Origin of the sequence: Veillonella parvula, from assembly GCF_902810435.1 — a bacterium.
Taxonomy (GTDB): domain Bacteria; phylum Bacillota; class Negativicutes; order Veillonellales; family Veillonellaceae; genus Veillonella.
This window is the reverse complement of record NZ_LR778174.1, coordinates 1,139,726-1,165,970: the sequence shown is the minus strand read 5'-3', so window position 1 is coordinate 1,165,970 and position 26,245 is coordinate 1,139,726. Positions and strand designations below refer to the sequence as shown.

The following is a 26,245-nucleotide window of genomic DNA, read 5'->3' as shown; positions in this document are numbered from 1 at the left end:
TTATAAAGTTTTAGGAGGTATATATTATGGCAAAGGTAATTGGTATTGATTTAGGGACAACAAACTCTTGTGTTGCTGTTATGGAAGGCGGCGAACCTACGGTTATTACAAATCAAGAAGGTGCACGTACAACTCCTTCCGTTGTTGGGTTTGCAAAAAATGGAGAACGTTTAGTTGGTCAATTGGCTAAACGTCAAGCTGTATCTAACCCAGAAAATACAATCATTTCTATTAAACGTCACATGGGTACAGACTACAAAGTAACTGTAGAAGGTAAATCTTATACTCCTCAAGAAATTTCTGCAATGATTCTTCAAAAAATCAAAGCTGATGCAGAAGCTTACTTGGGCGAACCTGTAAAACAAGCTGTTATTACAGTTCCTGCATACTTTACAGATGCTCAACGTCAAGCTACAAAAGACGCAGGTGCCATTGCAGGTCTTGAAGTACTTCGTATCATCAACGAACCTACAGCAGCTGCTCTTGCATATGGTGTAGATAAAGATGAAGATGGTAAAGTTCTTGTATTTGACCTTGGTGGTGGTACATTCGACGTATCTATCCTTGAACTTGGTGACGGTGTATTTGAAGTATTAGCAACATCTGGTAATAACCACCTTGGTGGGGATGACTTCGACCAACGCATTATGAACTACCTTATTGAAGAGTTCAAAAAAGAAACTGGTATCGATTTATCCAATGATAAATTAGCTGATCAACGTTTAAAAGAAGCTGCTGAAAAAGCAAAAATTGAATTGTCTGGCGTAGCTAGCACAAATATCAACTTGCCATTTATCACAGCTGATGCTACTGGTCCTAAACATTTGGATGTAACATTGACTCGTGCTAAATTTGAAGAATTAACTGCTGATTTGGTACAAGCTACTATAGAACCTACTCGTAAAGCTATGAGTGATGCTGGTTTATCTGCATCCGATATCGATAAAGTATTGTTAGTTGGTGGTTCTAGTCGTATCCCAGCTGTACAAGAAGCTATTAAAAAAGTATTGGGTAAGGAACCAACAAAAAACGTTAACCCTGATGAATGTGTAGCTATCGGTGCTGCTATTCAAGGTGGCGTATTAGTAGGTGAAGTAAAAGACGTATTGTTACTTGACGTAACTCCATTGTCTCTTGGTATCGAAACAATGGGCGGTGTATTCACACGTATTATTGATCGTAATACTACAATTCCTACATCTAAATCTCAAGTATTCTCCACTGCAGCAGATAATCAACCATCTGTAGATATTCATGTATTGCAAGGTGAACGTGAGTTCGCAGCAGATAATAAAACATTGGGTCGTTTCAACTTGGATGGTATCCCAGCTGCTCCTCGTGGGGTTCCTCAAATCGAAGTAACATTTGACATCGATGCTAATGGTATCGTACATGTAAAAGCTAAAGATTTAGGTACTCAAAAGGAACAAAAGATTACCATTACTTCTTCTAGCGGCTTGAAAGAAGAAGAAATTGACCGCATGGTTAAAGAAGCTGAAGCTCATGCAGCGGAAGATAAAGCTAGAAAAGAAGAATTAGATGTTAAAAACAATGCTGATTCCTTAGTATATCAAGCTGAGAAAGCATTGAAAGACCTTGAAGGTAAAGGCGATGCTGCTTTGATGAAAGAAGTAGAAGAAGCGAAAGATAAATTGAAAAAATCTATCGAAGCTGGCAATATCGAAGACATCAAAAAAGATAGTGAAGCTTTGGAACAACCATTACATAAATTAGCAGAACAAATGTATGCAGCAGCTCAACAAGCTCAACAAGCAGCTGGTGGTGCTGAACAAGGTCAACAACAAACAAAATCTGATGACAATGTAGTTGATGCTGATTACACAGTAGTGGATGATGACAAGAAATAAGAAGGGTTGGTAACGAATGGCACGAGATTATTATGACATCCTAGGGGTTAGTAAAAATGCCTCTCAAGATGAAATCAAAAAAGCCTTCCGTAAAAAGGCACGCCAATACCATCCAGATGTAAATAAAGATAATCCAAAGGAAGCGGAAGCAAAGTTTAAAGAAGCTAACGAAGCTTACGAAGTATTGTCTGATGAAACTAAAAAAGCTCAATATGACCAATTCGGCCACGACGCCTTCAAACAAGGAGGCGGCGCTGGTGCCGGTGGTTTCCAAGGTGGCTTTGGCGGTTTTGGTGGTCAAGCTGGAGGCTTTGGTGATATCTTTGGCGACATTTTTGGTGGCATGTTTGGTGGTGGACGCCAACAACAAGGCCCTCAAAAAGGTAATGACTTGCGTGAAGATATCGATATTTCCTTTGAAGATGCAGCCTTTGGTAAATCTATGGAAATTGAAGTGCATCGTCATGAAGAATGTGATCACTGTCATGGTACTGGTGGTGAACCAGGCTCTCGTGTCGATACTTGTCCAAACTGTCATGGTTCTGGTCAAGAAGCGGTTATTCAAAATACTCCATTTGGACGTATGCAGTCCGTTCGCACTTGTTCCCGCTGTCATGGTACGGGTAAAAGCATTGAAAAACCTTGCTCTAAATGCCGTGGTACTGGTGAAATGTTGGCTAAACGGAAGATTTCCATTAAGATTCCAGCTGGTGTAGATAGCGGATCTCGTTTACGTGTAGCTAATGAAGGGGAACCTGGTATTTTAGGCGGTCCTAAAGGGGATCTCTATGTATATATCTTTGTTCGTCCTCACAAGGAATTTGAACGAAATGGTAATGACGTTATTAGCCGTGTAAATATTAGCTTTGCTCAAGCTGCTCTTGGTGCGACTATACAAGTTAACACTTTAGATGGTAAAGTAGAGTTAAAGATTCCGGAAGGTACTCAAACGGGAACGGCATTCCGCGTAAAGGGCAAAGGTATTCCATATTTGCGTAACCCTAACCAAAGGGGTGATCAACACATTGTGGTAACCGTCCAAACGCCTAAGAAGTTGACAGACACTCAACGTGAGCTATTGTTACGCTTTGCAAATGAAAGTAATGAAGATGTAAATAACTTACAAGTGAGCAAAAGTCTCTTTGAAAAAATCAAGGACTGTTTAACGAAATGAACAGCTCATGTGAAGGAATGGTTTGTTCCATCACATTCCCTATAAAGGAGCATATATGCAATGGATAGAAATATCCGTTGTCTGTGAAAGAGTAGCCACCGATGAGGTGACTACTCTTTTTGACAATTATGCAGACAATGGAATTATAGAAGAAGATGTTGAAGATCAGCCTAATTTAATAAAATTGTCTATGTACAGTGATCCATCACTAGATGACGATATGATTAAGTCTGATTTGAAAAAACGTCTTACAGAAGCAAATATTGGAATTATATCGATAGATACACATATTCTTGATGAGTCAACTTGGTTAAACTCTTGGCAACAGTATATTGAACCTACAGAAATTTTACCTAACTTAGTCATTAAACCAGCATGGCAGGAATACAATAATGTAGATAATAAAACTATTATTATAATCGATTCAGATATTTCCTTTGGTACCGGGTCTCATGAGACAACACGGACTTGTGCAGAGTTATTAAAATCCTATAGTGAATCTATGGATCTTGATACAGCTACTTGTTTGGATATTGGTACTGGCACAGGTATTCTTTTATTAGTAGCAGCCCATTTAGGTATTAAAAATTTAGTTGGTATAGATATAGAAGAGTATGCTGCAAATCAAGCTCGAATTAACTGTGAGAATAATCATGTATCTGCTGAAATCATTTGTGGTAATTTGGATAGTGATTTCAATAGTACTGCCCAATTAATTTTAGCTAATTTAACAGTAGATCCCCTTAAAATACTATTACCTCAAATTGGTAAGAAACTGGATGATAAGGGCATTTTGATTATTAGTGGCATTATTGATGATCGTTATGATGAAATCATGCCATATATTGAGGCTCATTGGCATATTATTGAGGAGCGCGTTGCAGGACCTTGGCATACATTTGCGCTAGAAAAACGATGAAAAAGATTTTTATTCCTACACCATTAGATGAAATAATAGAATTGCCGAAAGATGTGACCCATCATGTACTACATGTATTTCGCCATAATATTGAGAAGCCTATAACTGTAACAGGTAGTGACAATCGTTGTGGTACATATCAAATTACAGAAGAAGTAGACGGTAAAGCTCAAGCAAAACTGATTGAATATGTAGATGCAAATCTAGCATCGTATCGTACTATTCTAGTTCAATCATTATTAAAAGGTGAAAAGCTAGAATGGGTGTTACAAAAGGCGACGGAGTTAAATGTGGATACAATTTATCTTGTGCCCACAGCTAACTGCGTAGCTAAATATGATGAAAAAAAGCTTCAATCAAAAGTAAATCGTTGGGAAAAAATAATGCTAGAAGCAGCTCAACAATGTGGACGAAATCACTTGCCTACACTCGTAGTAGGAGAGACGCTTTTACAAGCATTAGACATTGAATCTGAGGCGTTGAAATTGGTAGCCTATGAAAATGAAGCAGGGCAGACTATCAAAGATGTACTTAAAACTTTACATTCCGATAAGTCTGTAACTGATGTTTTAATTTGTATAGGTCCTGAAGGGGGCTATCAAGAGAAGGAAATCAATGCTATTATAAAATATGGTGGAAAATCAGTATCGCTGGGAAATACAATTTTACGGGCTGAAACTGCTGCTATTGGATCGTTAGCGATGATTCGATATGAATTAGAATTATAAATTAAATAAGAATAGAGAGGTGCAATGAAAACCGTTGCTTTTACAACCTTAGGGTGTCGCGTAAACCAATATGATACAGATGCCATGAAAGGTTTATTTTTACAAAATAATTACGAAGCGGTAGACTTCGATGAAAAAGCTGATATATATGTAATTAATACCTGTTCTGTAACGAATATGGGGGAAAAGAAATCCCGTCAATTAATCCGCAAGGCAAAGCGTCAAAATGAAGATGCCTATGTTATTGTAACTGGTTGTTATGCTCAGCTTGATCCAGATGCGATTGCCGCTATAGATGGTGTTAATCTCGTTATTGGTACCAATAATCGCTCTAAAATTGTTGAATTAGTAGAGCAATTAGAATCTACAGAACGACAAATTAATGCTGTTCGGGATATCATGAAGGAATCTAACTTCGAGGAAATGCCGTTATATGGTAATGAATCTGACAAAGCTCGTGCGTTCATGAAAATTCAAGAAGGTTGTAATAACTATTGCGCCTTTTGTATCATTCCTTATACTCGAGGAAAGTTAAAATCTCGTAAAGTTGATGATATTGTACAAGAGGCAAAACGTTTAGTAGATCATGGATTCCATGAAATCGTATTAACTGGTATACATTTGGGTAATTACGGTGTCGAATTACCAGGTCGTCCAACATTAGCTGATGTGGTAAAAGCTTTATTAGAGATTCCTAATTTATACCGCATTCGTTTCGGATCCATTGAATCCGTAGAGGTTTCTGATGAGTTAGTAGAATTAATGGCTACGAATAAACGTGTTTGTCCACATTTACATTTACCGTTACAAGCAGGTTCTGACCATGTATTAAAGTTGATGAAACGCCATTATACATTACAAGAATATAAAGATTTAATTACAAGTTTACGTTCTCGTATTAAAGATTTATCAATTACAACTGATATTATTGCTGGTTTCCCTCAAGAAACTGATGAAGACTTCGAAGAAACATTGAATACAGTACGTGAAATTGGATTTTCGCACATTCATGCTTTCCCATACTCCATTCGTGAGGGTACACCTGCAGCCACTATGGCGGATCAAGTACCAGAAGCTGTTAAGAAAACTCGTGTAGCACTTTTAAATGGTCTTAGCCAATCTGGTTATGAACGATACGCAAAATCACGCATTGGTAAGCCTGGTGAGATTCTCATCGAAAAGGAAGAGAATGGATACTACATGGGCTTAACAAATGAATATATAAATGGTAAAGTTAAGTCAGATGGGACACGTAAAATTGGTGATCTCGTTGGTGGAACTGTTGTAGGTTTAGAAGATAATTATTTAATTATTGAGTAAGGAGTTATATTATGAGCGATTGTATTTTTTGTAAAATTATTAGTGGTGAAATACCTTCTAAAAAAGTGTTAGAAAACGATAAATTTTATGCCTTTCATGATATTCAACCGGTGAAAAAGGTGCATGTTCTAATCGTACCTAAAAATCATGTGTCTAATATCGCACATCTTACTGAAAAGAATGCAGATTATGTTGAAGGATTATTACCATTTGTTCGCGATGTAGCAAAAGAGCTTGGTATTTCTAAAGATGGTTATCGCTTGATCTTTAATACTGGCGGAAAAGCCGGTCAAACGGTATTCCATATGCATGCACACCTTTTAGGTGGAGAAGAAATGGGCTGGCCAGAAGCCTAATTTTGAGTATTATGTATTCTTTTTATAATACTCATTAAAAAACCTATAAAATATACTTGAAAATATTGACAACATCTATACCTATACATATAATATTATATGTGCGTATGTAAATTATCAGCACTTCCCGAGATTATTTTTGGAGGGAGGGATATAGATGTCTGAAATCAAAGTCGGTAAAAACGAAACGCTTGAAAGTGCTCTTCGTCGATTTAAACGCTCCTGCCAAAAAGCGGGTGTTTTGTCTGAAGTAAGAAAACGCGAACACTATGAAAAACCAAGCGTAAAAAGAAAGAAAAAATCTGAAGCAGCAAGAAAACGCAAATTCAGAGCATAAGATGATTACCCTAATTCTGCCTTTTCATGGCTTTATGAAATCCAGAATTAGGGTTTCTTTATTATATACATAAGGAGGAAATATGAGTTTAAAAGATCAATTAAAGGAAGATATGAAAGCAGCTATGAAAGCTCGTGAAGAAGGTAAAACAGCGTTATCTGTAATTCGTATGGTCAATAGTGCCATAAAAAATACAGAAATCAATGACAAAATTGAGCTAGATGATGCTGGCATTCTTGGCATTTTAGCTAAAGAAATGAAAACTCGTCAAGATTCCTTAACAGAATTTGAAAAAGCGGGACGTGAGGACTTAATTAGTCATGTAAAAGAAGAAATGGCTGTATTGCAAAAATACTTACCAGAGCAATTGAAAGAAGATGAAATTCGTACAATTGTACAAGAAGCCATTGCTGCATGTGGTGATAACGTAAATATGGGCAATGTTATGAAACATGTAATGCCAAAAACAAAAGGGCGTGCAGATGGTAAGGTTGTCAATAATATTGTTAAAGAATTACTTGGATAATATATAGTGATATCAACGACCATTCTATATACAGTTATTGATTAAAGTTGATAGTATTGGATGTGTTAGATGTAACTTTAAAAGAATAATGAAATTCTATAGAAAGTTATTGACATATATTTTCAACATATGATAATATGAACTCAATAAAATAATTGGTCAACGAAGACTCCACTTTAGATATATAGATTTATATATTTATTTGTTGGAGTCTTTTTCTTTTAGGAGGAACAAATATGTCGACAACTAACGAATTATTATATTACATTCCGGCGGGTCAATATGGGAAAGAAGGCGTTCTTGCATTATTAGAACAACATCCTGAAATCAAGTTCGTATCTCTTGTAGGTATTGACTTAGCAGGTAATGATACTGATGAAAAGATTCCTATGTCAGCATTCTTCGATGACTACGAATCTTTCTTTGAAGGTCGTGCTGTTCAAACAGATGGTTCCTCTGTAGTACTTACAAATATTGCTACATTAAATAATGCTCGTGTAGATATGTGGGGCGATCCAAGTGTAAACTGGTTTGTTGATTACAACTACGAAAATATTGATCCTGTTACAGGATTACCAACTGGTACACTTCGTATTCCTGCATTCTTGATGCATAACTATCGCTATGTAGATTCTCGTTCTATTTTAAAACGCAGCTGCGACTATGTACGTGCTGAATTATTGGCTTTGATTAAAGAACATGGTTTACCTGGTATGCCGCATGTGAAAGCTGATGAAGTTGTAGATATCATTTTCACATCTGCAACAGAACTAGAATTCTGGGTAAAAACTCCATCTAGAACAGTTACCAAAAAAGAATTATCCGTATCCCAAAAATTACAAGAACAATACTGGCAACGTACTCATGGTACAGTTCGCACTGCATTAGAACAAGCTGTTGAACGTCTTGATAGATATGGTATGGTTGCTGAAATGGGGCATAAAGAAGTAGGTGGCGTTAAAGCTAAACTTGATGAAGATGGTCATGAAGCCGTTGTATTAGAACAATTAGAAATCGACTGGAAATTCTCAAATAATCCATTACAAACAGCAGATAATGAATTACAAGCTCGTATCATTGTTCGTGAAGTATTCCGTGAAAATGGTCTTGATGTAACATTTAATGCAAAACCAATAATTGGTGTAGCTGGTTCTGGTGAACATACTCATTTTGGTGTTATGGCTAAATTAAAATCTGGTAAAGTTGTTAACTTATTTAGCCCAGAAGATATGCGTAAAGAATCTGCTAGCTCTTTAGGCATTGGTGCAATTATGGGACTTTTAAAACACTATGAAGCCATTAATCCATTCATCAGCTCTACAACAGATTCTTTAAACCGTTTAAAACCTGGGTTTGAAGCGCCAGTATGTATTGTTACATCTTTAGGTACTGATCCATCTGAACCTAGCCGTAACCGTACAATCCTTTGCGGTTTAATTCGAGATATCGATAATCCTATGGCGACACGTTATGAATTGCGTTCTCCAAATCCTTACACCAATACATATACTGCTTTAGCGTTGATCTTTATTTCTGCATTTGATGGTATGAAATATGCCATTACATCTGGTAAAACACAAGCTCAATTGGAAGCAGAGCTTTCCAAAGAAGTAGGTGAAACATCTGATTATCTTGCTACAAATCGTGCATACCGTACTGAAAAAGATGTGTTTGATGATTTCACACAAGAAGAACGTAATCAAATGTTTGGTGTTGCTCCAGCTACTGTATGGGAAAACATAAAGGGTTACCAAAATAATCCTGAATTAGTAGAAACATTGGCTCAAGGCAATGCATTTGCTAAAGATTTAATGGACTCCTTTATTGCCTCCATTCTTAAACGCTGGAAACTAGTATTGGCTAACCGCTTAATCCCAAACAATTTGGATACAGTTCGTAGCATGGTTGCAATTCATACTGACAGCCGAAATAGTGTAGATGATAAACGCTTTGCAGAAGTTAATGACTTACGTTTCTACCTTGCTAAAGATAGTGATGATCGTAAATCCTTATTCACTCGTTTAATTGATGCACTTAATGATGGTGAATATGATTTAGCATCCCAATTACAAATCGAAATGAATGATAAAATGGAAGAATTAGAAGCTAAATACGCTAACTACGCTAAAAATATCTTCTAATAAAATCAATTTATTAATAAAAATGGCCTCTACTACGGTAGAGGCCATTTTTCATTTAAATATATCTAAATAAATTAGATATATTCAAACAAAACGATTTAAATTTTATTCGTTATGTCCAATAAATTTTTCTACTAATACTAAGCTACATACAAGTACAAAAATTGCAACAGACCAAATTAAATTATCAAATGATGATTCATGATTGATAATTAGAAGTCTTACAATTGCAGTTATGCCAATGTATAAAAAGAAGTTAAGTGGAAAGTGGAAGTTATTTTTAAAGTATTTAACGATGAGTGCAATAAACTCAAAGTATAGAAAGAAGGTAATTAGTTCTTCAATCAATAAAGAGTATGTACTATAACCTTGAATATTCGCCCACGTAACATAGACAAGACTAATCAATGTATTAATAAGTGCAATACAAAGTGCAATACCAACGCCTACAAGGGCTATATTTTTTATCGTTAATAATAGTTTAGAAATACGAATCCACATATATAATTCACCTACAATAAAAATCTAAATATTATACTACATAAAAAAGACCGTACACCGTACGGTCTTTTTCGATTACATTGTACTATAATCAAATGAATATCTACGAATTAGATATCAGCTTTAATAGCTTCTAATGCAGCATCGAAGTTAACTGCTTGAGTTACTTCAGGTACATATTCAACATAAGTTACTTTGTTATCTTTGTTGATTACTACAACGCCACGAGTTAAAAGACGAAGCTCTTCAATCAAGAAACCATAGTTTTCACCGAAGGAAGCATCTTTGTGGTCAGACAAAGTAACAACTTTATCTACGCCTGCAGCACCACACCAACGTTTTTGAGCGAATGGTAAGTCCATAGAAATTGTCAATACGACTACATCTTCGGAAAGTGCTGTTGCATCTTGGTTGAACCAACGAGTTTGAGCATCACAAACACCTGTATCAAGGGAAGGAACAACGGAGATAACTTTTACTTTACCTTCGAAGTCTTTTAAAGTTTTAGCTTGCAAGTCATTGCTCAATACAGTGAAGTCTGGAGCTTGTTGACCTACTTTAATTTCTGGGCCAACTAATGTGATAGGGCCACCTGCAAATGTTACTACGCCAGTACGTTTTTCCATGTTGTATTCCTCCTAAGAGTTTTAATTCTAATTATGTAAAATATAATTTCTTTATATGCATAGTATAACATTTACATTACCATAAGTAAACTAAAAAATTCGATATAGTATTAATTAAAAAGATCGTTACGATTGATTACTGTAAAAATTTAAAGAGGCCATTTAACTAATATTAATATTGATGAAATAGAACTACTACTGTAATAAAATATTTAATCTAACTGTTATACGTATAGGTGTATTAATGTATCATAAAAAATGTGTATACTATAAAGAGAAAAGTTAACGTAATAAAATTTGTTGATTTAGCTTTTACAGTATTGATTTAAATTCATTTACAATATAATGATACTAGTAATTATATAGGCAATGATTTTGATTAGACTTAATAGGATATGTTAGAGAGGACCTATGAAACCAATAGATTTATTTATGCAGTTTTTCCGGCGTGAAGGCTGGATCTATGCCATTGGCTTAACTATGTTGATGGCAATTGACGTGGCTTTTTTATTTGTTCCTCAATTTATTGGTAATGCTATAGATACGTTGAGCAATAATAAGGAAGGGTTAGTCACTTATATTTTTTATTTCATTTTATTATTTATTATTATCACTATTTTAAAAGTTATCTCACGCAGAACCCTATTAGGCTCTATTCGTCGCATGGAGTATCTTTTTCGTGAGATTTTGTGTAGTAAAGCATTACAAGTAAAAACAACGTACTATGAGGCTAATGGACCTGGTAAGGTTATGGCGCTCATGACTAACGATGTAACATCGCTACGTGTTGCCCTTGGTCTAGGTGTAATGATTATAGTGGATATTATTTTCTATTCCATTGTGGGCTCCATAATTTTAATTCAAAAGATTAATACTGTATTAGCTTTTAAAATTATGACACCTGTATTCTTAATTATTGTGGCTATATTTGTACTAGGCAGAAAGCTACGTATTAAACAACGTAGTGCACAAGCTACTTATAGCGATTTAACAGAGTTTGGACAAGAGTTATTTCAAGGGATGGATGTTATTCGCGCTTTTAATCGTGAAAGCATTATCTCTAATTCTTTTGAAAAAATAAATAAACTTAATTATAAGAAGAATATGGATGTTGCACTACTAGATGCAATATTAACACCGTTGACAAGAATTGCACCCTTTATTTGTATCAGTATTAGTATTTTTATTTGTGGACATTTAGCTGTAGAAGGCAAAATGACTATAGGCGAATTTGTTACTATTAATTCATTCATAATGTTAATTGTGGGACCTTTAATAGGGTTTGGTGGCCTTATTTCTATTGTACAAAAAGGTCTTGCTTCTTTAGATCGTATTATGGATTTCTTACATTTGCCTACAGAAACAATAGATGATACCGATGAAGTACTGCCGCTTGAGGATATTCATATTCGATACTTAGATTTTACTTATGAAAACTCTAAAGGGCATGCATTATCTCAGTTGACAACGACAATACCAAAAGGTTCTTTTATTGGTTTAGTTGGTAAACCCGGTTCTGGCAAAAGTACATTGTTTAAATTGCTTATTGGATTACAAGAGTGTCCGGAAAAATCTATTTATTTTGGCAGTCAAGATTTAGCTACTGTTTCTTTATCAAAGCTTAGAAACTCAATTGCTTATGTGCCGACACAATCTTACCTATTAAGTACGACCATTGCTGATAATATTAAATTTGGTAAAGATTTATCCATGCATGAAACTGTAGAGTTGGCAGCACAAAAGGCAGACTTATATAGAGATTTAGGCGATTTGTTAAACGATGATTTACATGAGCTTGCTGAAGAAGGTCATGATTTATCAGGTGGACAGAAGCAGCGAATCAATATGGCTCGCGGCTTTTATAAAAATGCGCCATATGTATTACTAGATGATTGTTTTTCCGCTTTAGATGCAGTAACAGTTACAACCATATTAAATTCATTACATAATGTAAAAGATCAGACGATTCTATGTATTTCACAACGATTAGAGGTTGTAGAGAAAGCAGATAAAATACTAGTATTTGATGAGGGGCGTATCGTAGAAGAAGGTACTCATGAAGAATTATTAGGTAACAATGGTTTATACCGTACCTTATATGAAGCGCAGAATGGAGGGGGCCATCATGAAGAAGCGTGATCTAAGAAATGACTGGGCTCTATTCTCCTATATAACTGGCTACATTAAGCCTTATTTAGGTATTCTATTTTTAGCAACGGTTGCGCTCGCAGGAAATTTAGTACTATTACTTTTACGCCCATATTTAACTAAGCAAGTTATCGATCTTGGATTTGCCACTAATGATATCGCTGTTATTGAATACTATGCTTTAATGTATGGCTTTACTATAATTGGTAGTGTATTGTTTATCTTTGTAGAGAATTACTTTTTAAAAAGTTTTGGTCAAAAAATTATCTATAATATTCGTAGTATTATATTCCAAAAGATTCTTAATAAACCACATGATGAGTTCTATAAGTTGCCAATTGGGAATTGGGTAACTCGCATTACTAATGATGTAGAGTCATTACGTACATTATATACAGATGTAATTCTGAATTTGGCAAGTAGCGGTTTAATGATTATTGGTATATTAGGATTTATGTATGCCATTAATGTACCTTTAGCAATAATCATGACAATTTTACTACCTATAATGGGTGGAATTATTTGGGTGTTTCAAAAGTTTTCTCGCAAAGCATTCCGTCAGGTAAGACGTTCTGTAGCTGCTTCTAATGCAAGCATCAAGGAACTGTTAAATTATATTGTAATCGTAAAATCCTATGGTGGCGAAAGAGCAATTGAGGAACGTTATAATACTGTTAATAAAGGTTTCTTAGAAGCAGGTCTTTTTGAGGTTACCACATTTTCTATTTTTAGACCGCTCGTAGATGGTCTATTCTTTGTTGCGTTAATTGTTATTTTTACAACTACGAATTTAATAGACTCCGTAGCTGATGCTGGTACAGTATTTGCCTTTATACAATATATGGACCGATTCTTCCAACCATTAAAGGAAATTGCAGATAAATATAACTCTCTACAAAGCGCATTAGCTGGTGCTGAAAGATTAGTTCCCTTATTAGAGGAAGAAGAGCGTCAGATGGCTAATGAAGTTCCTGATGAATTTAAATATATAGAGACGATTGAATTCGAGCATGTATGGTTTTCCTATGAAAATAACGACGTTTATGCGCTAGAGGACTTTACATTCACTATTAAAGCTGGAGAATTCATAGGTATTGTAGGGCCTTCTGGTAGTGGTAAATCAACACTTTTGTCATTGTTGATGGGAATCTACAAACCAACAAGAGGGGCTATCTATATTAACGGTATAAATATTGCCCAATATGATAGTTCTGTACTTCGTCATTTAATGGGATATGTTTTTCAGCAAGCTTATCTATTTAAGGGTTCCATTAGAGATAATTTAACACTTTTTGATACATCAATTTCTAATGAGGATATGGTCAATGCAGCAAAACAAGTTAACTTGCATTCTATGATTGAACACCTTCCGGAAGGGTATGACACACCGGTTGGTTATTTAGGCTCCTTACTATCTGATGGGCAAAAGCAATTGTTGGCTTTTGGCCGTACCTTGATTAAAAAAACACCTATTCTATTGTTAGATGAAGCAACGGCTAACATTGATAGTCATACGGAGAAGCAAATTCAAGCAAGTATTGAAAATATTCGAGGTAGTAAAACAATTGTAAGTATTGCTCATCGCCTTTCAACAGTAAAAGATGCCAATAAAATAGTGTATATGGAATATGGTAAAATAATAGAAATAGGATCTTTTGATGAACTTATCAACTTAAAAGGGACCTTTTATAATCTCTGGAATAATCAACACAGTGGGAGTTAGTATGGAATGTATCCAATCTAAAGATAATAAGACCATTAAGCGAATTATCTCATTAGGGCAGCGTAAAAATCGCCAAAAATATGGAGAGTACATTGTTGAAGGTATTCGATCTATTCGAGATATTGCAGCTATGGGGGCAGTAAAAACAATTGTTATACGTGAATCTAAAGCGCAAGATAAACATGTATTAGATTTATTAGACTTAGATACTGTTCAATTTGTACCTAAATTTATTGCACAAGATCCAATATTTGATAAGGTGGATAATACCGTAAATGGACAAGGTGTAGTTGCTATTGTATCAAAACCAAAATACGATATGGAAAGCATTCACATTGATGATGGCTTATATATTACATTAGATGGAGTTCAAGATCCTGGCAATCTAGGTACCATAATTCGTACAGCAGTTGCAGCAGGTGTAAAAGGTATATTTTTGATGAAAGGAACTGTGGACCCTTTTAATGACAAGACAGTGCGCAGTACTATGAGCGCCTTACATAAAATACCTTTATATGAGGATATTACCTTATCTCTGTTACATGATATGGTAACTGAGTCTAATATGACTACCTATGTAACTGCTTTAGAACATTCCAATCCTTATCATACTGTACGTTATGCTAAGCGAACTATGCTAGTATTAGGAAACGAAGGGAATGGCGTAACACCAGAGGTTATGAATCTATGTACAAATCGTATTATGATTCCTATGTATGGTGATATGGAATCCTTAAATGTAAGCGTAGCTGCTGCATTATGTATGTATAAAGTACAAGAACAATTGATGCCTTAGTATATATGATAAAAATTTATGACCTTATAAAAAGTCCTCTACTAGTATACAAGTAGAGGGCTTTTGTATTGATTTTTTAGTTGTGTATTTGGTACAATAACATATATCCTTTGTGGGAGAACAAAGTTCTCCCTTTTTTTCATGAAAAGGAAGATAACTATGTCCAAATTAATTGTAAATGCAGACGATTTTGGCCTTCATAGTGCAGTTAATGCTGGTATTATTGATGGTCATCGTAGAGGTATTATTACCAGTACCTCTTTAATGGCAGGAGGAGAAGCTTTTACAGAAGCCGTAAGTATGGCAAAACAAAACCCTAAGTTGGGCATTGGTATTCATATTACCTTGGTAGGTGGGGTGAAACCAGTATGTGATCCATCAGAAGTTTCATCACTTCTCACACCAGAAGGTGTATTTCCAGAGAACTATGTAGAATTTATTAAACGTATTTACTCTGGCAAAATCAATTATAGTGAATTACGTAAAGAGATTCATGGACAAATAGCTCAAATAATGGATACCGGCTTAAGGGTAACTCATATTGATGGACATCAACATATGCATGTTCTACCAACGGTATTGCCAATTGTGATTGAACAGGCAAAATCCTTTGGTATACATGCTATACGTATACCCGATGAGTCTACTGGTTTTATGAATTATATGTATTCCCCAATTCGATTTCTTGGTAAAGTTGGTTTATCAACGGTTGCGGCTAATGCGCGACCAATCATACGAAATAATTGTATGACTACAACCCAATATTTTTGGGGCATGGTAAATGGAGGCCATATAAATCAGAAATCTCTAATGGGTATCCTAAAAGCGGTAAATAAACATTCTGGTACCCATGAATTGATGGTTCACCCAGGTAGTAATAGTAGTATTCTTAGTAAGCTTTATAATTGGGGTTATCATTGGGAAGATGAGTTGCAAGCACTCTGTTCCAGTCATACGCGATTATATATAAGTCAACATGATATAGAGCTCATTAATTATGGAGACTTGGTATGAGTAAAATGATGAAGAGAGGCATCTTTATGTTTCTCTTGTTGTTGGCTGTATCAATTGGTATCATTTACTATACTATTGATTTAGATGCATTGAAAGCCATATCATCTTTTAATAGTATTTCCTTATTATTAGCTGTAGTTGCTTTAGTAGCAGGTATGTATTTTGATGGATTACGACTTCAAAGGCTCGTAAAAATTGGTGGTTACAAGTTATCGATACGAGCAGTGCTACGAGTTATTTTTAGTAATTATTTTATGGCTATGTTGACACCTGGAGCTAGCGGGGGTGCTGTCGCGCAAGTACTGGTGTTGAGAAGTTATGGCGTACCTATATCTAAAGGTACACCGATTGTATTAATACGTACCGTATTTTCCATTATGTTTTTGGTCATTATGCTGCCATTAGTATTCTTACGAGATGCTATTGAAATTCCATATATCTCTCGTGATATGCTTTTGATTTTTGCCGTGCTTGCTGTTATAGCGGCCTTAGTGGGAACTTATATATTACAGACTAAATATATGCGTCAATTTGTCTATAATCTAGCACAACGATTTAAAGCACATAACACTAAAGATTGGCTTTCTAAATTAGAAACATTAAATCAAGGTCTTGGTTTACTTTATAAACAACCTGTCCAATCTTTAATAGTTTTTATTGAATCTGGTTTGAGTTTATTATGCTTATATTGTATTGCACCCGCTTTAATGTATGCTTTCACACCAGATATTCCTATTATCGATATTTTAGATCGCATGATTTTATTAAATCTTATTTTGTATTTTGCACCAACCCCAGGGGGAACAGGCATTGCAGAAGGTCTATTTGTAGTATTATTTAGTGCCTTTGTACCTAATGGAACAGTGGGCATCATCGCTGTAGGATGGCGTGTTGTGGCTGAATATATGCCATTCTTCATCGGTATGTATGCAGTATTAACATTATATGGACGACAATTCGTTGCCCAAGAAACTTCAAGAGAACAATAAGGGAGTGTGCTCTATGTCTAAACCAAAAAAAGATAAATTTTATCTGGTTCAAGAAGATATTTTACCAGAGGCTATAAAAAAGACGATAAAAGTAAAAGAAATTCTAAAACTAGGTGAGGTTAAAACAATTAACGAAGCAGTTGAAAAAATGGATTTAAGTCGATCTGCGTATTATAAATACAAGGATTATGTTTTTCCATTTTTTGAAATTGCTCAAGGGAAAATTGTTAGTATTTATGTTTCTATGTCAAATGAATCTGGTATGTTATCAAGCGTTTTGAAAGCCATTGCTGAACGTAACGGTAGTATTTTAACGATTAATCAAGATATTCCATTACAAGGCATTGCGAATAGTAGCATTTCTTTTGAAACCAAGGATTTACAAGGTTCATTAGAAGATTTATTGCTAGATATTCGCTCTATGAAGGGTATTATCAAGGTAGAAATTTTAGGCCAAGCATAGGCTAATTAAGAGAGTAGGACGATTATGACCACTATAAAAATTGCTTTATTAGGTTTTGGTACTGTTGCACAAGGTACTTTTAACTTATTGCAAGACAATGCTGAATTAATTAAAAATCGTACAGGTGTCAATGTTGAAATTTCAAAAATTTATGTACGAAATCCAGAAAAATATAGTCATATTACATTACCAGAAACAGCTAAATATGTAACTGATATTGATGAAGTGTTAAAAGACGATTCCATCCAAATGGTAGTGGAATTGATGGGTGGTACAAGCTTTGCTAAGGATTGCGTAGAAGGAGCTTTAAAAGCTAAGAAGAATGTGGTAACTGCCAATAAAGACTTATTAGCAGAAGCTGGTCCATACTTATTAGACTTAGCGAGTAAAAATGGGGTAGATCTACGTTTTGAAGCATCTGTTCTAGGTGGTATTCCTATAATCCGCACATTATATGAATCGTTAGCCGGTAATCGTATTACTGAAATCATTGGTATTATGAATGGTACTACAAACTTTATTTTGACTAAAATGTCTGAAGAAGGTTTAAGCTACCAAGATGTATTAAAAGAAGCACAAGATTTAGGATATGCAGAGGCAGATCCTACAGCTGATGTAGAAGGCCTTGATGCAGCTCGTAAATTGGCAATCCTTGCATCTATTAGCTTTAACCGTCGTATTTTCTTTGAAGATGTAACTGTAGAAGGTATTACTTGTATTGATACTGAAGATATAAAATTTGGGAAAGAGTTTGGTTACAATATTAAATTATTAGGTATTGCTAAAGAAACTGCTCAAGGATTATCTTTAAATGTATATCCTGCATTTATTCCTACGACACATCCATTAGCATCTGTTCGAGGATCCTACAATGCAATTTATGTTAAGGGCAATGGTATCGATGATGTCATGCTATATGGTCGTGGTGCAGGTAGCTTACCGACAGGTAGTTCTGTAGTATCTGACATAATGGAAGTGGCAAAGAATGTCTCTTATAATGAAACAGGGCGCTTGAAACCGTTCTATTATGATCAAAAAGATATTTATTCTCCAGGTAAAATCCAATCTAGCTACTACTTGCGTTTAGCAGTGGATAATAAAACAGGTGTTCTAGCAAAAATCTCTGCAAAATTAGCAGAACAAAAAATTTCTGTTTTATCCATCGTTCAACGAAATATGGATCCAGAAACTGCAGTTCTTGCCATTGTTACATCTAAATGCCCAAGATCTTATATTTTAAATCTTATAGACTCTTTTAATAGCTTGCGCTCCGTTAAGGCTGTTAATAGTGTTATTCGTATTATGGAAGCTTAATTATGAATACTGTTCGTGTACAAGTACCTGCCACTAGTGCAAACTGTGGCCCAGGTTTTGATTGCTTAGGATTAGCACTAAATCTTTATAATATATTCAGCTTTACACCAGATGAAAATGCTACAGAATATACATATACTTTTGAAGGTTTTGGTGCAGATATTTTACGCGCTGAAGATCCTAAAAAGAATCTAATTGGTTTCGCTATGGATCAAGTTTTTGCTACTGCTCAAGAACCAATTCGATATGGTCATATAACTTCTGAAACCTTGATTCCTCCCTCTCGTGGACTAGGTAGTAGTAGTACGGCTATAGTAGGGGGACTTTTACTGGCGAACGCATTAGTAAAGCATCCACTTTCAAAAGAAGAGTTACTGGTTATAGCAAATCGTATGGAAGGTCATCCAGATAATGTAGCGCCAGCTATTTACGGAAATTTATGTTGTGCTACAGGTTTAAAAAATAAGGTACTAAACACGGTCATTTCTATTCCTCCGGAGCTACATTTTGCTGTTGTAGTACCAGAAGTCATGGTATCTACTGAGTATGCTCGTTCTGTGCTACCAAATCATATTCCATTCAAAGAAGCTGTACAAAATGTAAGTCATGCTTCATTATTTGTAACAAGCTTAATTACGCATCAATTAAGTAATTTATCTGTTGCCTTAGATGACAACTTGCATGTACCTTATCGTAAGACATTGATTCCTCATTGTGATGAAGTTTTTGAAGCCGCAAAAGTTGCTGGAGCTTACGGTGCAACTATCAGTGGATCGGGTTCTACTCTAATTGCATATGTTGATAAAGCTCATGTACAAGAGGTAGCAAAGGCTATGGGGGCTGTATTCACAGCAAATGAGATTGAAAATAAAATATATTGCTTAGAAGCTGATACAACTGGAGCGTTAATTATATAGTTTATGGTATAATTATAGTGTTAGGCATAGTCCATAACAATAATTGGAGGAAACTATGAACAATATAAAAACAACACTTTTGTTAGCTACGCTAACGGCCATTTTAGTGGTTATTGGTGATATGATTGGCGGCAGAAGCGGTATGATTATGATGTTTGTCATATCCATGGGTATGAATTTTATGTCTTATTGGTACAGCGATAAAATCGTTTTAGCCCAATACAATGCTCAACCTGTTACTGCACAGTCTAATCCAAAACTATATGCAATGGTAGAGAAATTGACTAAAAATGGTAATTTACCAATGCCAAAGGTTTATATCATTCCCAGTGAAGTACCGAATGCATTTGCAACAGGTAGAAATCCTAGTCATGCAGCAGTTGCTGTTACAGAAGGTATCCAACGTCTATTAACTGATGAAGAATTAGAAGGTGTGCTTGCACATGAATTAACACATGTTAAGAATCGAGATACATTGATTAGTACAATTGCAGCTATGATGGCTGGTGCTATTTCTATGATAGCCAATATACTTCAATTCACTGCCATATTTGGGCGCTCCGATGATCGAGAAGGCACTAACCCTTTGGCGCTTCTTGGTACGATCATTATTGCACCTATCGCAGCTGGTCTTATTCAGATGAGTATTTCCCGTACTCGTGAGTTTTTAGCTGATGAGGGAGGCGGAGATATGTGTCGCAACCCATTAGCACTGGCTTCTGCACTTGCAAAAATTGACTACTACTCTAAACATGGTGCATTGCCTAATGCAAGTAATGCTACAGCCCATATGTTTATTATTAACCCTATGATGGGAATTGGTGAAAGCTTGAGCAATCTTTTTAGTACACATCCTCGCACGGAAGAACGTATTCAAAAGTTAAAGAAACAAGCTATGAATCCAAAGTATAAAGAAAAGGTAATATTATAATTAGTATCTACTGGAGGGTATCATGCAAGAAACATTAGTTTTAATTAAACCAGATGCAGTTAAACGTCAATTAAGTGGTGAAATCCTTAGCCGTTATGAACGTAAAGGCCTTGTTATTAAATCATTAAAACTCTTACAAGTACCTCGTGAATTAGCGGAAGAACACTATGCAGAACATAAGGAAAAGCCATTCTTTGGTGAATTAGTTGATTTTATTACATCAGGCCCAGTTCTTGCTTTTGTGTTAGCTGGTGAGAACGCAATTGTATCCGTACGTGCTTTAAACGGAGCAACAAATCCTGTAGATGCTGCCCCTGGTAGTATTCGTGGTGACTATGCCCTAACAATGGATGCTAACGTAGTACATGCTTCTGATTCTCCAGAAGCTGCTGCTCGTGAAATTCATCTTTGGTTCCCTGAATACAAATAATCTCAAGGTTGGGATCATTTAGCTTTTATTTCTACATCCATGTATATCTATAGGAGGTAATCATATGGCAAGTAGTGTTTATACAAAAACAGGTGATGCTGGTACAACTGGTTTATACACGGGAGAACGTGTACAGAAATCATCTTTACGCGTAGAAGCTTATGGTACAATCGATGAATTACAAGCTTTTTTAGGATTGGCTCGCGCTTATGCTGAAAATCCACGTGTTGCTGCTGAATTATACGATATTGAGCGAAACTTATGGACATTAATGGCTGATATTGCAAGTTTAAATACTGCTCCGGTAATTACTGAGCAATATGTAAAGCATTTAGAAAAAGTTATTGATCGCTTTGATGCAAAGTTAGAACCTTTATCTAGTTTTGTCATTCCCGGTGAAAAACAATCTTCTGCTTATTTACATGTAGCTAGAACGATTACTCGACGTGCGGAACGCGCTTTATGGCGAGTATTAGACGCTGGTGAAAGTGTTCACGAATCTAATTTAAAATACTTAAATCGTCTATCCGACCTTTGCTTTATCTTGTGTCGTGTAGAGGAAGAACTTGGAGCTGAATAAACAAAAAAAGCTATGTATTTTACATAGCTTTTTGCTCGTTATAGACCTATTGTGAAATTGTTTGGTTTAAAACATCTTGAGGGCTAGGATAGTAAAAGAAGATATGAGGAATTTCATAACGGAATTTTTCTCTTAATAAATTGGCTAATGTTGTTTCAAAGTTTATAATTTTATCAGCGCCGAAATCAAAGTCTTCAACTAATACTAATAGTTGTGCTTCAACTTGCGGTGCATTTTCAGGTAAAGCTTCTGGTGGTAGAGGAACATTCACTACTACTCGTGCAGTACCAATATATTTACCTTGTCCGTCATCGATGGCAACACGATATGTATTATCCCATAGCGTAGCCATCATTTTTAGTTTCATATTCATAATTTCCATAGTATCGCTCCTTTGTTATACTTATAATGATACTGAAATTATAAATTCTTGTATAGGTGCATTATGAAATCACAAATTATATTGTGTTCCGGTGGGGCACGCAGTGGAAAAAGTGAATTTGCTGAACGTTTAGCATTGGCTACAAAGGGGCCAAAAGCTTATGTAGCTACGGGCCAAGCTTTTGATGAGGAAATGGTGGATCGCATCAAAAAACATCAAGAGCGACGAGGAAAAATATGGAATAATTTTGAAGTACCTTTACATTTAGCTGATGAATGGGAAAATATCAGTCAATCAGCAGATGTAATTCTTATAGATTGTTTAACCATGTTCACTACCAATCACATGATGGCTTATGGCTCCATTCGTGGTCAAGAAGATGCTAATAGATTAGAACAGACAATACTTTCAGAATTAGACACTTTATTAGACTCGATACAATCATGTGAAGGTAAAACAGTTATATTTGTGACCAATGAAATTGGGTTAGGTATTGTGCCGGATAATAAACTGGCTAGATATTTTAGAGATATTGCTGGTCGTGTGAATCGAGCAGTAGCTTCTGTTGCAGATAAACTCTATTTAACAATTAGTGGTGTTACCATTGAATTGAAATCACAGGAGGTTCATATAAATGGCTAAGAAAATCATGTTTCAAGGAACGAGTTCTAATGTAGGTAAAAGTATTCTTTGTACTGCATTATGCCGTATTTTTTATAGAAAAGGTTTTAAGACCGTTCCTTTTAAAGCACAAAATATGGCCCTCAATTCTTATGTGACAAAATGGGGCGATGAAATTGGCCGTGCTCAAGTCGCTCAAGCCGAAGCCGCTGGTATTGATCCAATTGTTCAAATGAATCCTGTGTTATTAAAACCTACAGGAAATCAATCGTCTCAAGTTGTATTGATGGGGAAACCTGTTGGCGTATATAGTGCCAAAGAATATCATACAAAATATTCACTAACCGCTTTAGATAAGGTTAAAGAATCTATTGATTTCTTAGACTCAAATTTTGATATGATGGTTATCGAAGGTGCCGGTAGTCCTGCAGAAGTTAACTTAAAAGCAAATGATATTGTAAATATGCGTATTGCCAAGATGACTCAAGCTCCAGTTTTTCTCATTGCAGATATTGACCGAGGTGGTGCTATTGCGTCCATTGTTGGTACCTTAGAATTATTAGAACCAGAAGAACGCGATCTTATTAAAGGTATCGTTATCAATAAATTCCGTGGTGATATCAAACTATTAGAACCAGCTCTTACATTTATTGAAGAAAAAACAGGTAAAAAAGTGGTAGGTGTTATTCCTGCCATTGAGAACCTCGATATTGATGAAGAAGATTCTGTTGCATTAGAGAACAAACGCAATAGTGGTACTAAAGATATTCAGGTCGTAGTTATGCAAACACCTAAAATCTCTAATTTTACAGACTTTGATGCACTTAATTATGAGCCAGATGTATCTGTCCGTTTTGTAGGCCCTGGAGATGTTATCGGTACGCCAGATTTAATTATATTACCTGGTTCTAAAAATACATTGGCTGACTTAACATATTTACGTGATACAGGCTTTGCTGATGAAATCAAAAAATTGGCTGCTCAAGGTACACCTATTATCGGTGTTTGTGGCGGTAACCAAATGTTAGGTAAAACTATTTATGATCCGCATCATATGGAAGGTGATATCGAGGAAATTGAAGGACTTGGCCTTGTTGAATCCTCCACGACTATGAAGGCTCAAAAAACTACCCATCAAGTACAATTCAATGTATCTAATTTACAGTTTTTAAATGGTACTTTCAGGGGTGAAAAATTAGTAGGCTATGAAATTCATATGGGGGATACTACGCCACTAGCAGATTCGGTGTCTCGTTGCTTTACAATTACAAGTCGCAGTGAAGAGGCTGTCAATGTTATTGATGGTTTTATTGATGGTAATCATCAAGTAATGGGTACATATATTCACGGTGTATTTGATAATGACGAGTTTAGACGTTTTATTATCAATCAATTACGTGAACGCAAGGGATTACAACCATTAGATGTAGTATTCCATTATTTTGACCATAAAAATGCGGCATATAATCGCTTAGCTGATATTGTGGAGGAACATCTAGATATGGATTATATTATGTCTACCTTGGGATAGTAGAGGAGATATATGGAACATTTAGCAATTTTTCACTGGTTTTCAAAGTATAACTTTGTGTGCATACCAGTTTTAGCATTTTTATTGGATTTAATTATTGGAGATCCCAATAGTAAATATCATCCAGTGGCCATTATTGGACGTATAATATCTTTTTTTGAAGCCGTTCTTTATAAAGACACTGATAATGATACGAAGAAATTGTGGTACGGTGGTATTGCAGTAGGTTTAATTCTTATATCGGTATATATCATAGTATCTTTATTGTTATGGCTAGGTGGAGTAGTAGACGAATGGGTATACTATGCTTTCGAAGTAGTGATCCTCTACATTGCCATTTCTCCACGTTCATTGGCTGGCGCAGGTTTTACCATTAGTCAGTTAATAAAACAAGGTAATATTGTAGATGCTCGCAAACGTTTATCATGGATTGTGGGACGAGATACGGAAGACTTAGATGAAAGCGAAATCACTCGGGCTACAGTAGAAACGATTGCGGAAAATACGGTAGATGGTATTATTGCACCTTTTTTCTTTTTTATTATCGGTGGCCCTATGGGGGCTATTCTTTATAGAACTGCTAATACTATGGATTCTATGTTAGGCTATAAGAATCAAAAGTACTTGTACTTTGGTCGCGTAGCTGCACGCTTTGATGACATATTAAATTGGATTCCTGCCCGAATTACCTTTGTATTATTTGTAATTTCTGCATTCTTTTTACGCTTTGATGCTAAAAAGGCAATAGAAATCGGTTTACGTGATGCAAAAAAACATCCTAGTCCTAATGGGGGGTATGCAGAAGCACCTGTGGCAGGGGCCTTACATATCCGTTTAGGTGGTTACAATCAGTATTTCAAAAAAATGACCTTCCGTGAATATATGGGGGATCCTATTGAAAAGCTAAACCGTAACCATATTACTCGAACAATTTATATGATGTATGTTACGACTATACTAATGGTTATCATTAGTACAGTCATTACCTATGGGATGAATGTATAATGACACCTTTTTTTATAGCACTACAATTTTTAACGCGTTTAAAAATTGTAAATCAAACTGAATGGTCTGTAGAGGACTTTGGTAAATCTGTTGTAGCCTTTCCTTATGTGGGCCTTATTATTGGTCTCATATTAGCTATATTATATGGCGTATTATCGCCATTTATTCCGATTATGCCATTGATGTTAATTATCGTTGTGGCTGAGTTTTTAATAACTGGTGGCCTTCATGCTGATGGTTTGATGGATACAAGCGATGGTTTGTTTTCCGGCCGTGAAAGAGAACGTAAACTAGAAATCATGAAAGATAGTCGTATAGGCTCCTTTGGAGTTGTTGCTTTTGTATTTGTTACACTTTTGAAATGGCAATTATTAGCTTCGATTCCATCGGCTGAATTTATACCTATGGCACTCATTATGATGCCTTTAATGAGCCGTTGGTCTATGGTTTTTAGTATTCGATCCTATCCATATGCTAGAGAACAGGGGATGGGGGCAGCATTTGCTAATTTAGCACCTAAACATGTTATTACTTATAACACCATATCTACGTTCTTTATGCCTATTCTATTACTATTAATCGGTTTAGTATTATATACACTTTTATATGGTGCTTATGCAATTTTATCAGCACCTGATGTAGGATATTTGGTAGGATTAGGTGTGTTAGTATATGCTACTATAGGTATTTTCCAAATCAATATTGTTAGCATGATTATTACGTATATTATTAACCGATTATTAAACCGCTATATTGTAAAAGCGTTAGGTGGCACTACTGGTGATACATATGGATTTGTTGTGGAAGTAACTGAAGTATTATTGATACTGGTATATAGCATAATTTTATCTATACTATCAGCTACGGTAGTTAATAATCCAACTATGTTCTAACTCTAAATTTTT

Annotated in this window: 27 protein-coding genes; 24 read left to right on the top strand and 3 right to left on the bottom strand. The window is 35.5% G+C overall.

What is annotated here, in order from left to right:
- The first annotated feature begins 26 nt into the window (after window positions 1-26).
- The 9 genes from dnaK to FNLLGLLA_RS05205 all read left to right on the top strand — a co-directional run bounded on the left by dnaK (window position 27) and on the right by FNLLGLLA_RS05205 (window position 9,369).
- Entirely contained in the window at window positions 27-1,868 is a 1,842-nt protein-coding gene (gene dnaK, locus FNLLGLLA_RS05245) for a molecular chaperone DnaK (RefSeq protein WP_004697142.1), read from the top strand.
- A gap of 16 nt (window positions 1,869-1,884) precedes the next feature.
- Window positions 1,885-3,042, top strand: coding sequence for a molecular chaperone DnaJ (dnaJ, locus tag FNLLGLLA_RS05240; protein WP_004695739.1), 1,158 nt, complete (start codon window positions 1,885-1,887; stop codon window positions 3,040-3,042).
- A gap of 55 nt (window positions 3,043-3,097) precedes the next feature.
- A complete protein-coding gene (locus tag FNLLGLLA_RS05235; protein WP_021148129.1) occupies window positions 3,098-3,961 on the top strand; it encodes a 50S ribosomal protein L11 methyltransferase in 864 nt (287 codons plus the stop codon).
- Complete coding sequence (locus FNLLGLLA_RS05230) at window positions 3,958-4,689, top strand: RsmE family RNA methyltransferase (RefSeq protein WP_060919782.1); 732 nt, start codon at window positions 3,958-3,960, stop codon at window positions 4,687-4,689. The genes FNLLGLLA_RS05235 and FNLLGLLA_RS05230 overlap by 4 nt, the downstream gene beginning before the upstream one ends.
- Window positions 4,690-4,713: 24 nt before the next feature.
- Window positions 4,714-6,009 carry a tRNA (N(6)-L-threonylcarbamoyladenosine(37)-C(2))-methylthiotransferase MtaB gene (gene mtaB / locus FNLLGLLA_RS05225; protein WP_024061685.1) on the top strand — a complete coding sequence of 432 codons (1,296 nt, stop codon included), beginning with the start codon at window positions 4,714-4,716 and terminating at the stop codon, window positions 6,007-6,009.
- An 11-nt stretch (window positions 6,010-6,020) separates the two neighbouring features.
- Window positions 6,021-6,365 (top strand): histidine triad nucleotide-binding protein, encoded by a 345-nt coding sequence (locus tag FNLLGLLA_RS05220; RefSeq protein WP_156697541.1) that lies wholly within the window; start codon window positions 6,021-6,023, stop codon window positions 6,363-6,365.
- 157 nt (window positions 6,366-6,522) lie between these two features.
- Complete coding sequence (gene rpsU, locus FNLLGLLA_RS05215) at window positions 6,523-6,702, top strand: 30S ribosomal protein S21 (RefSeq protein WP_004695751.1); 180 nt, start codon at window positions 6,523-6,525, stop codon at window positions 6,700-6,702.
- Between the two features lie 82 nt (window positions 6,703-6,784).
- On the top strand, window positions 6,785-7,228 hold the full coding sequence (locus FNLLGLLA_RS05210; RefSeq protein WP_004695753.1) for a GatB/YqeY domain-containing protein: 444 nt from the start codon (window positions 6,785-6,787) through the stop codon (window positions 7,226-7,228).
- Between the two features lie 236 nt (window positions 7,229-7,464).
- A complete protein-coding gene (locus FNLLGLLA_RS05205) occupies window positions 7,465-9,369 on the top strand; it encodes a type I glutamate--ammonia ligase (protein WP_004695754.1) in 1,905 nt (634 codons plus the stop codon).
- Between the two features lie 105 nt (window positions 9,370-9,474).
- Here the strand turns inward: FNLLGLLA_RS05205 and FNLLGLLA_RS05200 are convergent, their stop codons facing one another.
- Together FNLLGLLA_RS05200 and tpx are read right to left on the bottom strand one after the other, a co-directional pair.
- Window positions 9,475-9,870 (bottom strand): phosphate-starvation-inducible protein PsiE, encoded by a 396-nt coding sequence (locus FNLLGLLA_RS05200; RefSeq protein ID WP_004695756.1) that lies wholly within the window; start codon window positions 9,868-9,870, stop codon window positions 9,475-9,477.
- Window positions 9,871-9,980: 110 nt separating this feature from the next.
- Window positions 9,981-10,496, bottom strand: a complete 516-nt coding sequence (gene tpx / locus FNLLGLLA_RS05195; RefSeq protein WP_004695758.1) for a thiol peroxidase — start codon at window positions 10,494-10,496, stop codon at window positions 9,981-9,983.
- Between the two features lie 411 nt (window positions 10,497-10,907).
- Here tpx and FNLLGLLA_RS05190 point away from each other — a divergent pair, with 411 nt between their 5' ends.
- From FNLLGLLA_RS05190 to FNLLGLLA_RS05140, 11 genes are all read left to right on the top strand, one after another.
- Window positions 10,908-12,635 carry an ABC transporter ATP-binding protein gene (locus tag FNLLGLLA_RS05190; RefSeq protein ID WP_004695760.1) on the top strand — a complete coding sequence of 576 codons (1,728 nt, stop codon included), beginning with the start codon at window positions 10,908-10,910 and terminating at the stop codon, window positions 12,633-12,635.
- Window positions 12,622-14,367 (top strand): ABC transporter ATP-binding protein, encoded by a 1,746-nt coding sequence (locus FNLLGLLA_RS05185; protein ID WP_004695761.1) that lies wholly within the window; start codon window positions 12,622-12,624, stop codon window positions 14,365-14,367. Before FNLLGLLA_RS05190 ends, FNLLGLLA_RS05185 begins: the two co-directional genes overlap by 14 nt.
- A 1-nt stretch (window position 14,368) precedes the next feature.
- Window positions 14,369-15,163 (top strand): TrmH family RNA methyltransferase, encoded by a 795-nt coding sequence (locus FNLLGLLA_RS05180; RefSeq protein WP_004695763.1) that lies wholly within the window; start codon window positions 14,369-14,371, stop codon window positions 15,161-15,163.
- A gap of 159 nt (window positions 15,164-15,322) precedes the next feature.
- A complete protein-coding gene (locus tag FNLLGLLA_RS05175) occupies window positions 15,323-16,177 on the top strand; it encodes a ChbG/HpnK family deacetylase (RefSeq protein ID WP_004695765.1) in 855 nt (284 codons plus the stop codon).
- Window positions 16,174-17,166, top strand: a complete 993-nt coding sequence (locus tag FNLLGLLA_RS05170; protein WP_004695768.1) for a lysylphosphatidylglycerol synthase transmembrane domain-containing protein — start codon at window positions 16,174-16,176, stop codon at window positions 17,164-17,166. Before FNLLGLLA_RS05175 ends, FNLLGLLA_RS05170 begins: the two co-directional genes overlap by 4 nt.
- Window positions 17,167-17,179: 13 nt before the next feature.
- On the top strand, window positions 17,180-17,629 hold the full coding sequence (locus FNLLGLLA_RS05165) for an ACT domain-containing protein (RefSeq protein ID WP_004695770.1): 450 nt from the start codon (window positions 17,180-17,182) through the stop codon (window positions 17,627-17,629).
- 24 nt (window positions 17,630-17,653) lie between these two features.
- Window positions 17,654-18,943 carry a homoserine dehydrogenase gene (locus FNLLGLLA_RS05160; protein WP_004695772.1) on the top strand — a complete coding sequence of 430 codons (1,290 nt, stop codon included), beginning with the start codon at window positions 17,654-17,656 and terminating at the stop codon, window positions 18,941-18,943.
- Between the two features lie 2 nt (window positions 18,944-18,945).
- Complete coding sequence (gene thrB, locus FNLLGLLA_RS05155; protein WP_004695774.1) at window positions 18,946-19,860, top strand: homoserine kinase; 915 nt, start codon at window positions 18,946-18,948, stop codon at window positions 19,858-19,860.
- Between the two features lie 55 nt (window positions 19,861-19,915).
- Window positions 19,916-20,791 carry a zinc metalloprotease HtpX gene (htpX, locus tag FNLLGLLA_RS05150; RefSeq protein WP_004695776.1) on the top strand — a complete coding sequence of 292 codons (876 nt, stop codon included), beginning with the start codon at window positions 19,916-19,918 and terminating at the stop codon, window positions 20,789-20,791.
- 22 nt (window positions 20,792-20,813) lie between these two features.
- The gene (gene ndk / locus FNLLGLLA_RS05145; protein ID WP_038125354.1) at window positions 20,814-21,221 is read left to right on the top strand and encodes a nucleoside-diphosphate kinase; all 408 of its coding nucleotides are present in this window, start codon (window positions 20,814-20,816) and stop codon (window positions 21,219-21,221) included.
- Window positions 21,222-21,285: 64 nt separating this feature from the next.
- The gene (locus FNLLGLLA_RS05140; protein ID WP_004695779.1) at window positions 21,286-21,801 is read left to right on the top strand and encodes a cob(I)yrinic acid a,c-diamide adenosyltransferase; all 516 of its coding nucleotides are present in this window, start codon (window positions 21,286-21,288) and stop codon (window positions 21,799-21,801) included.
- 46 nt (window positions 21,802-21,847) lie between these two features.
- Here FNLLGLLA_RS05140 and FNLLGLLA_RS05135 read toward each other — a convergent pair whose 3' ends face one another.
- Window positions 21,848-22,183, bottom strand: coding sequence for a hypothetical protein (locus tag FNLLGLLA_RS05135; protein ID WP_004695781.1), 336 nt, complete (start codon window positions 22,181-22,183; stop codon window positions 21,848-21,850).
- Window positions 22,184-22,246: 63 nt separating this feature from the next.
- On the opposite strand from FNLLGLLA_RS05135, the gene cobU reads away from it, so the two are divergent.
- The 4 genes from cobU to cobS are packed head-to-tail and all read left to right on the top strand — an operon-like array spanning window position 22,247 to window position 26,233.
- Complete coding sequence (cobU, locus tag FNLLGLLA_RS05130; RefSeq protein WP_004695782.1) at window positions 22,247-22,825, top strand: bifunctional adenosylcobinamide kinase/adenosylcobinamide-phosphate guanylyltransferase; 579 nt, start codon at window positions 22,247-22,249, stop codon at window positions 22,823-22,825.
- Window positions 22,818-24,335, top strand: coding sequence for a cobyric acid synthase (locus FNLLGLLA_RS05125; RefSeq protein ID WP_004695784.1), 1,518 nt, complete (start codon window positions 22,818-22,820; stop codon window positions 24,333-24,335). Before cobU ends, FNLLGLLA_RS05125 begins: the two co-directional genes overlap by 8 nt.
- A gap of 12 nt (window positions 24,336-24,347) precedes the next feature.
- Window positions 24,348-25,340 carry an adenosylcobinamide-phosphate synthase CbiB gene (gene cbiB, locus FNLLGLLA_RS05120; protein ID WP_004695785.1) on the top strand — a complete coding sequence of 331 codons (993 nt, stop codon included), beginning with the start codon at window positions 24,348-24,350 and terminating at the stop codon, window positions 25,338-25,340.
- Complete coding sequence (gene cobS, locus FNLLGLLA_RS05115) at window positions 25,340-26,233, top strand: adenosylcobinamide-GDP ribazoletransferase (protein WP_004695787.1); 894 nt, start codon at window positions 25,340-25,342, stop codon at window positions 26,231-26,233. Before cbiB ends, cobS begins: the two co-directional genes overlap by 1 nt.
- Window positions 26,234-26,245: the final 12 nt, after the last annotated feature.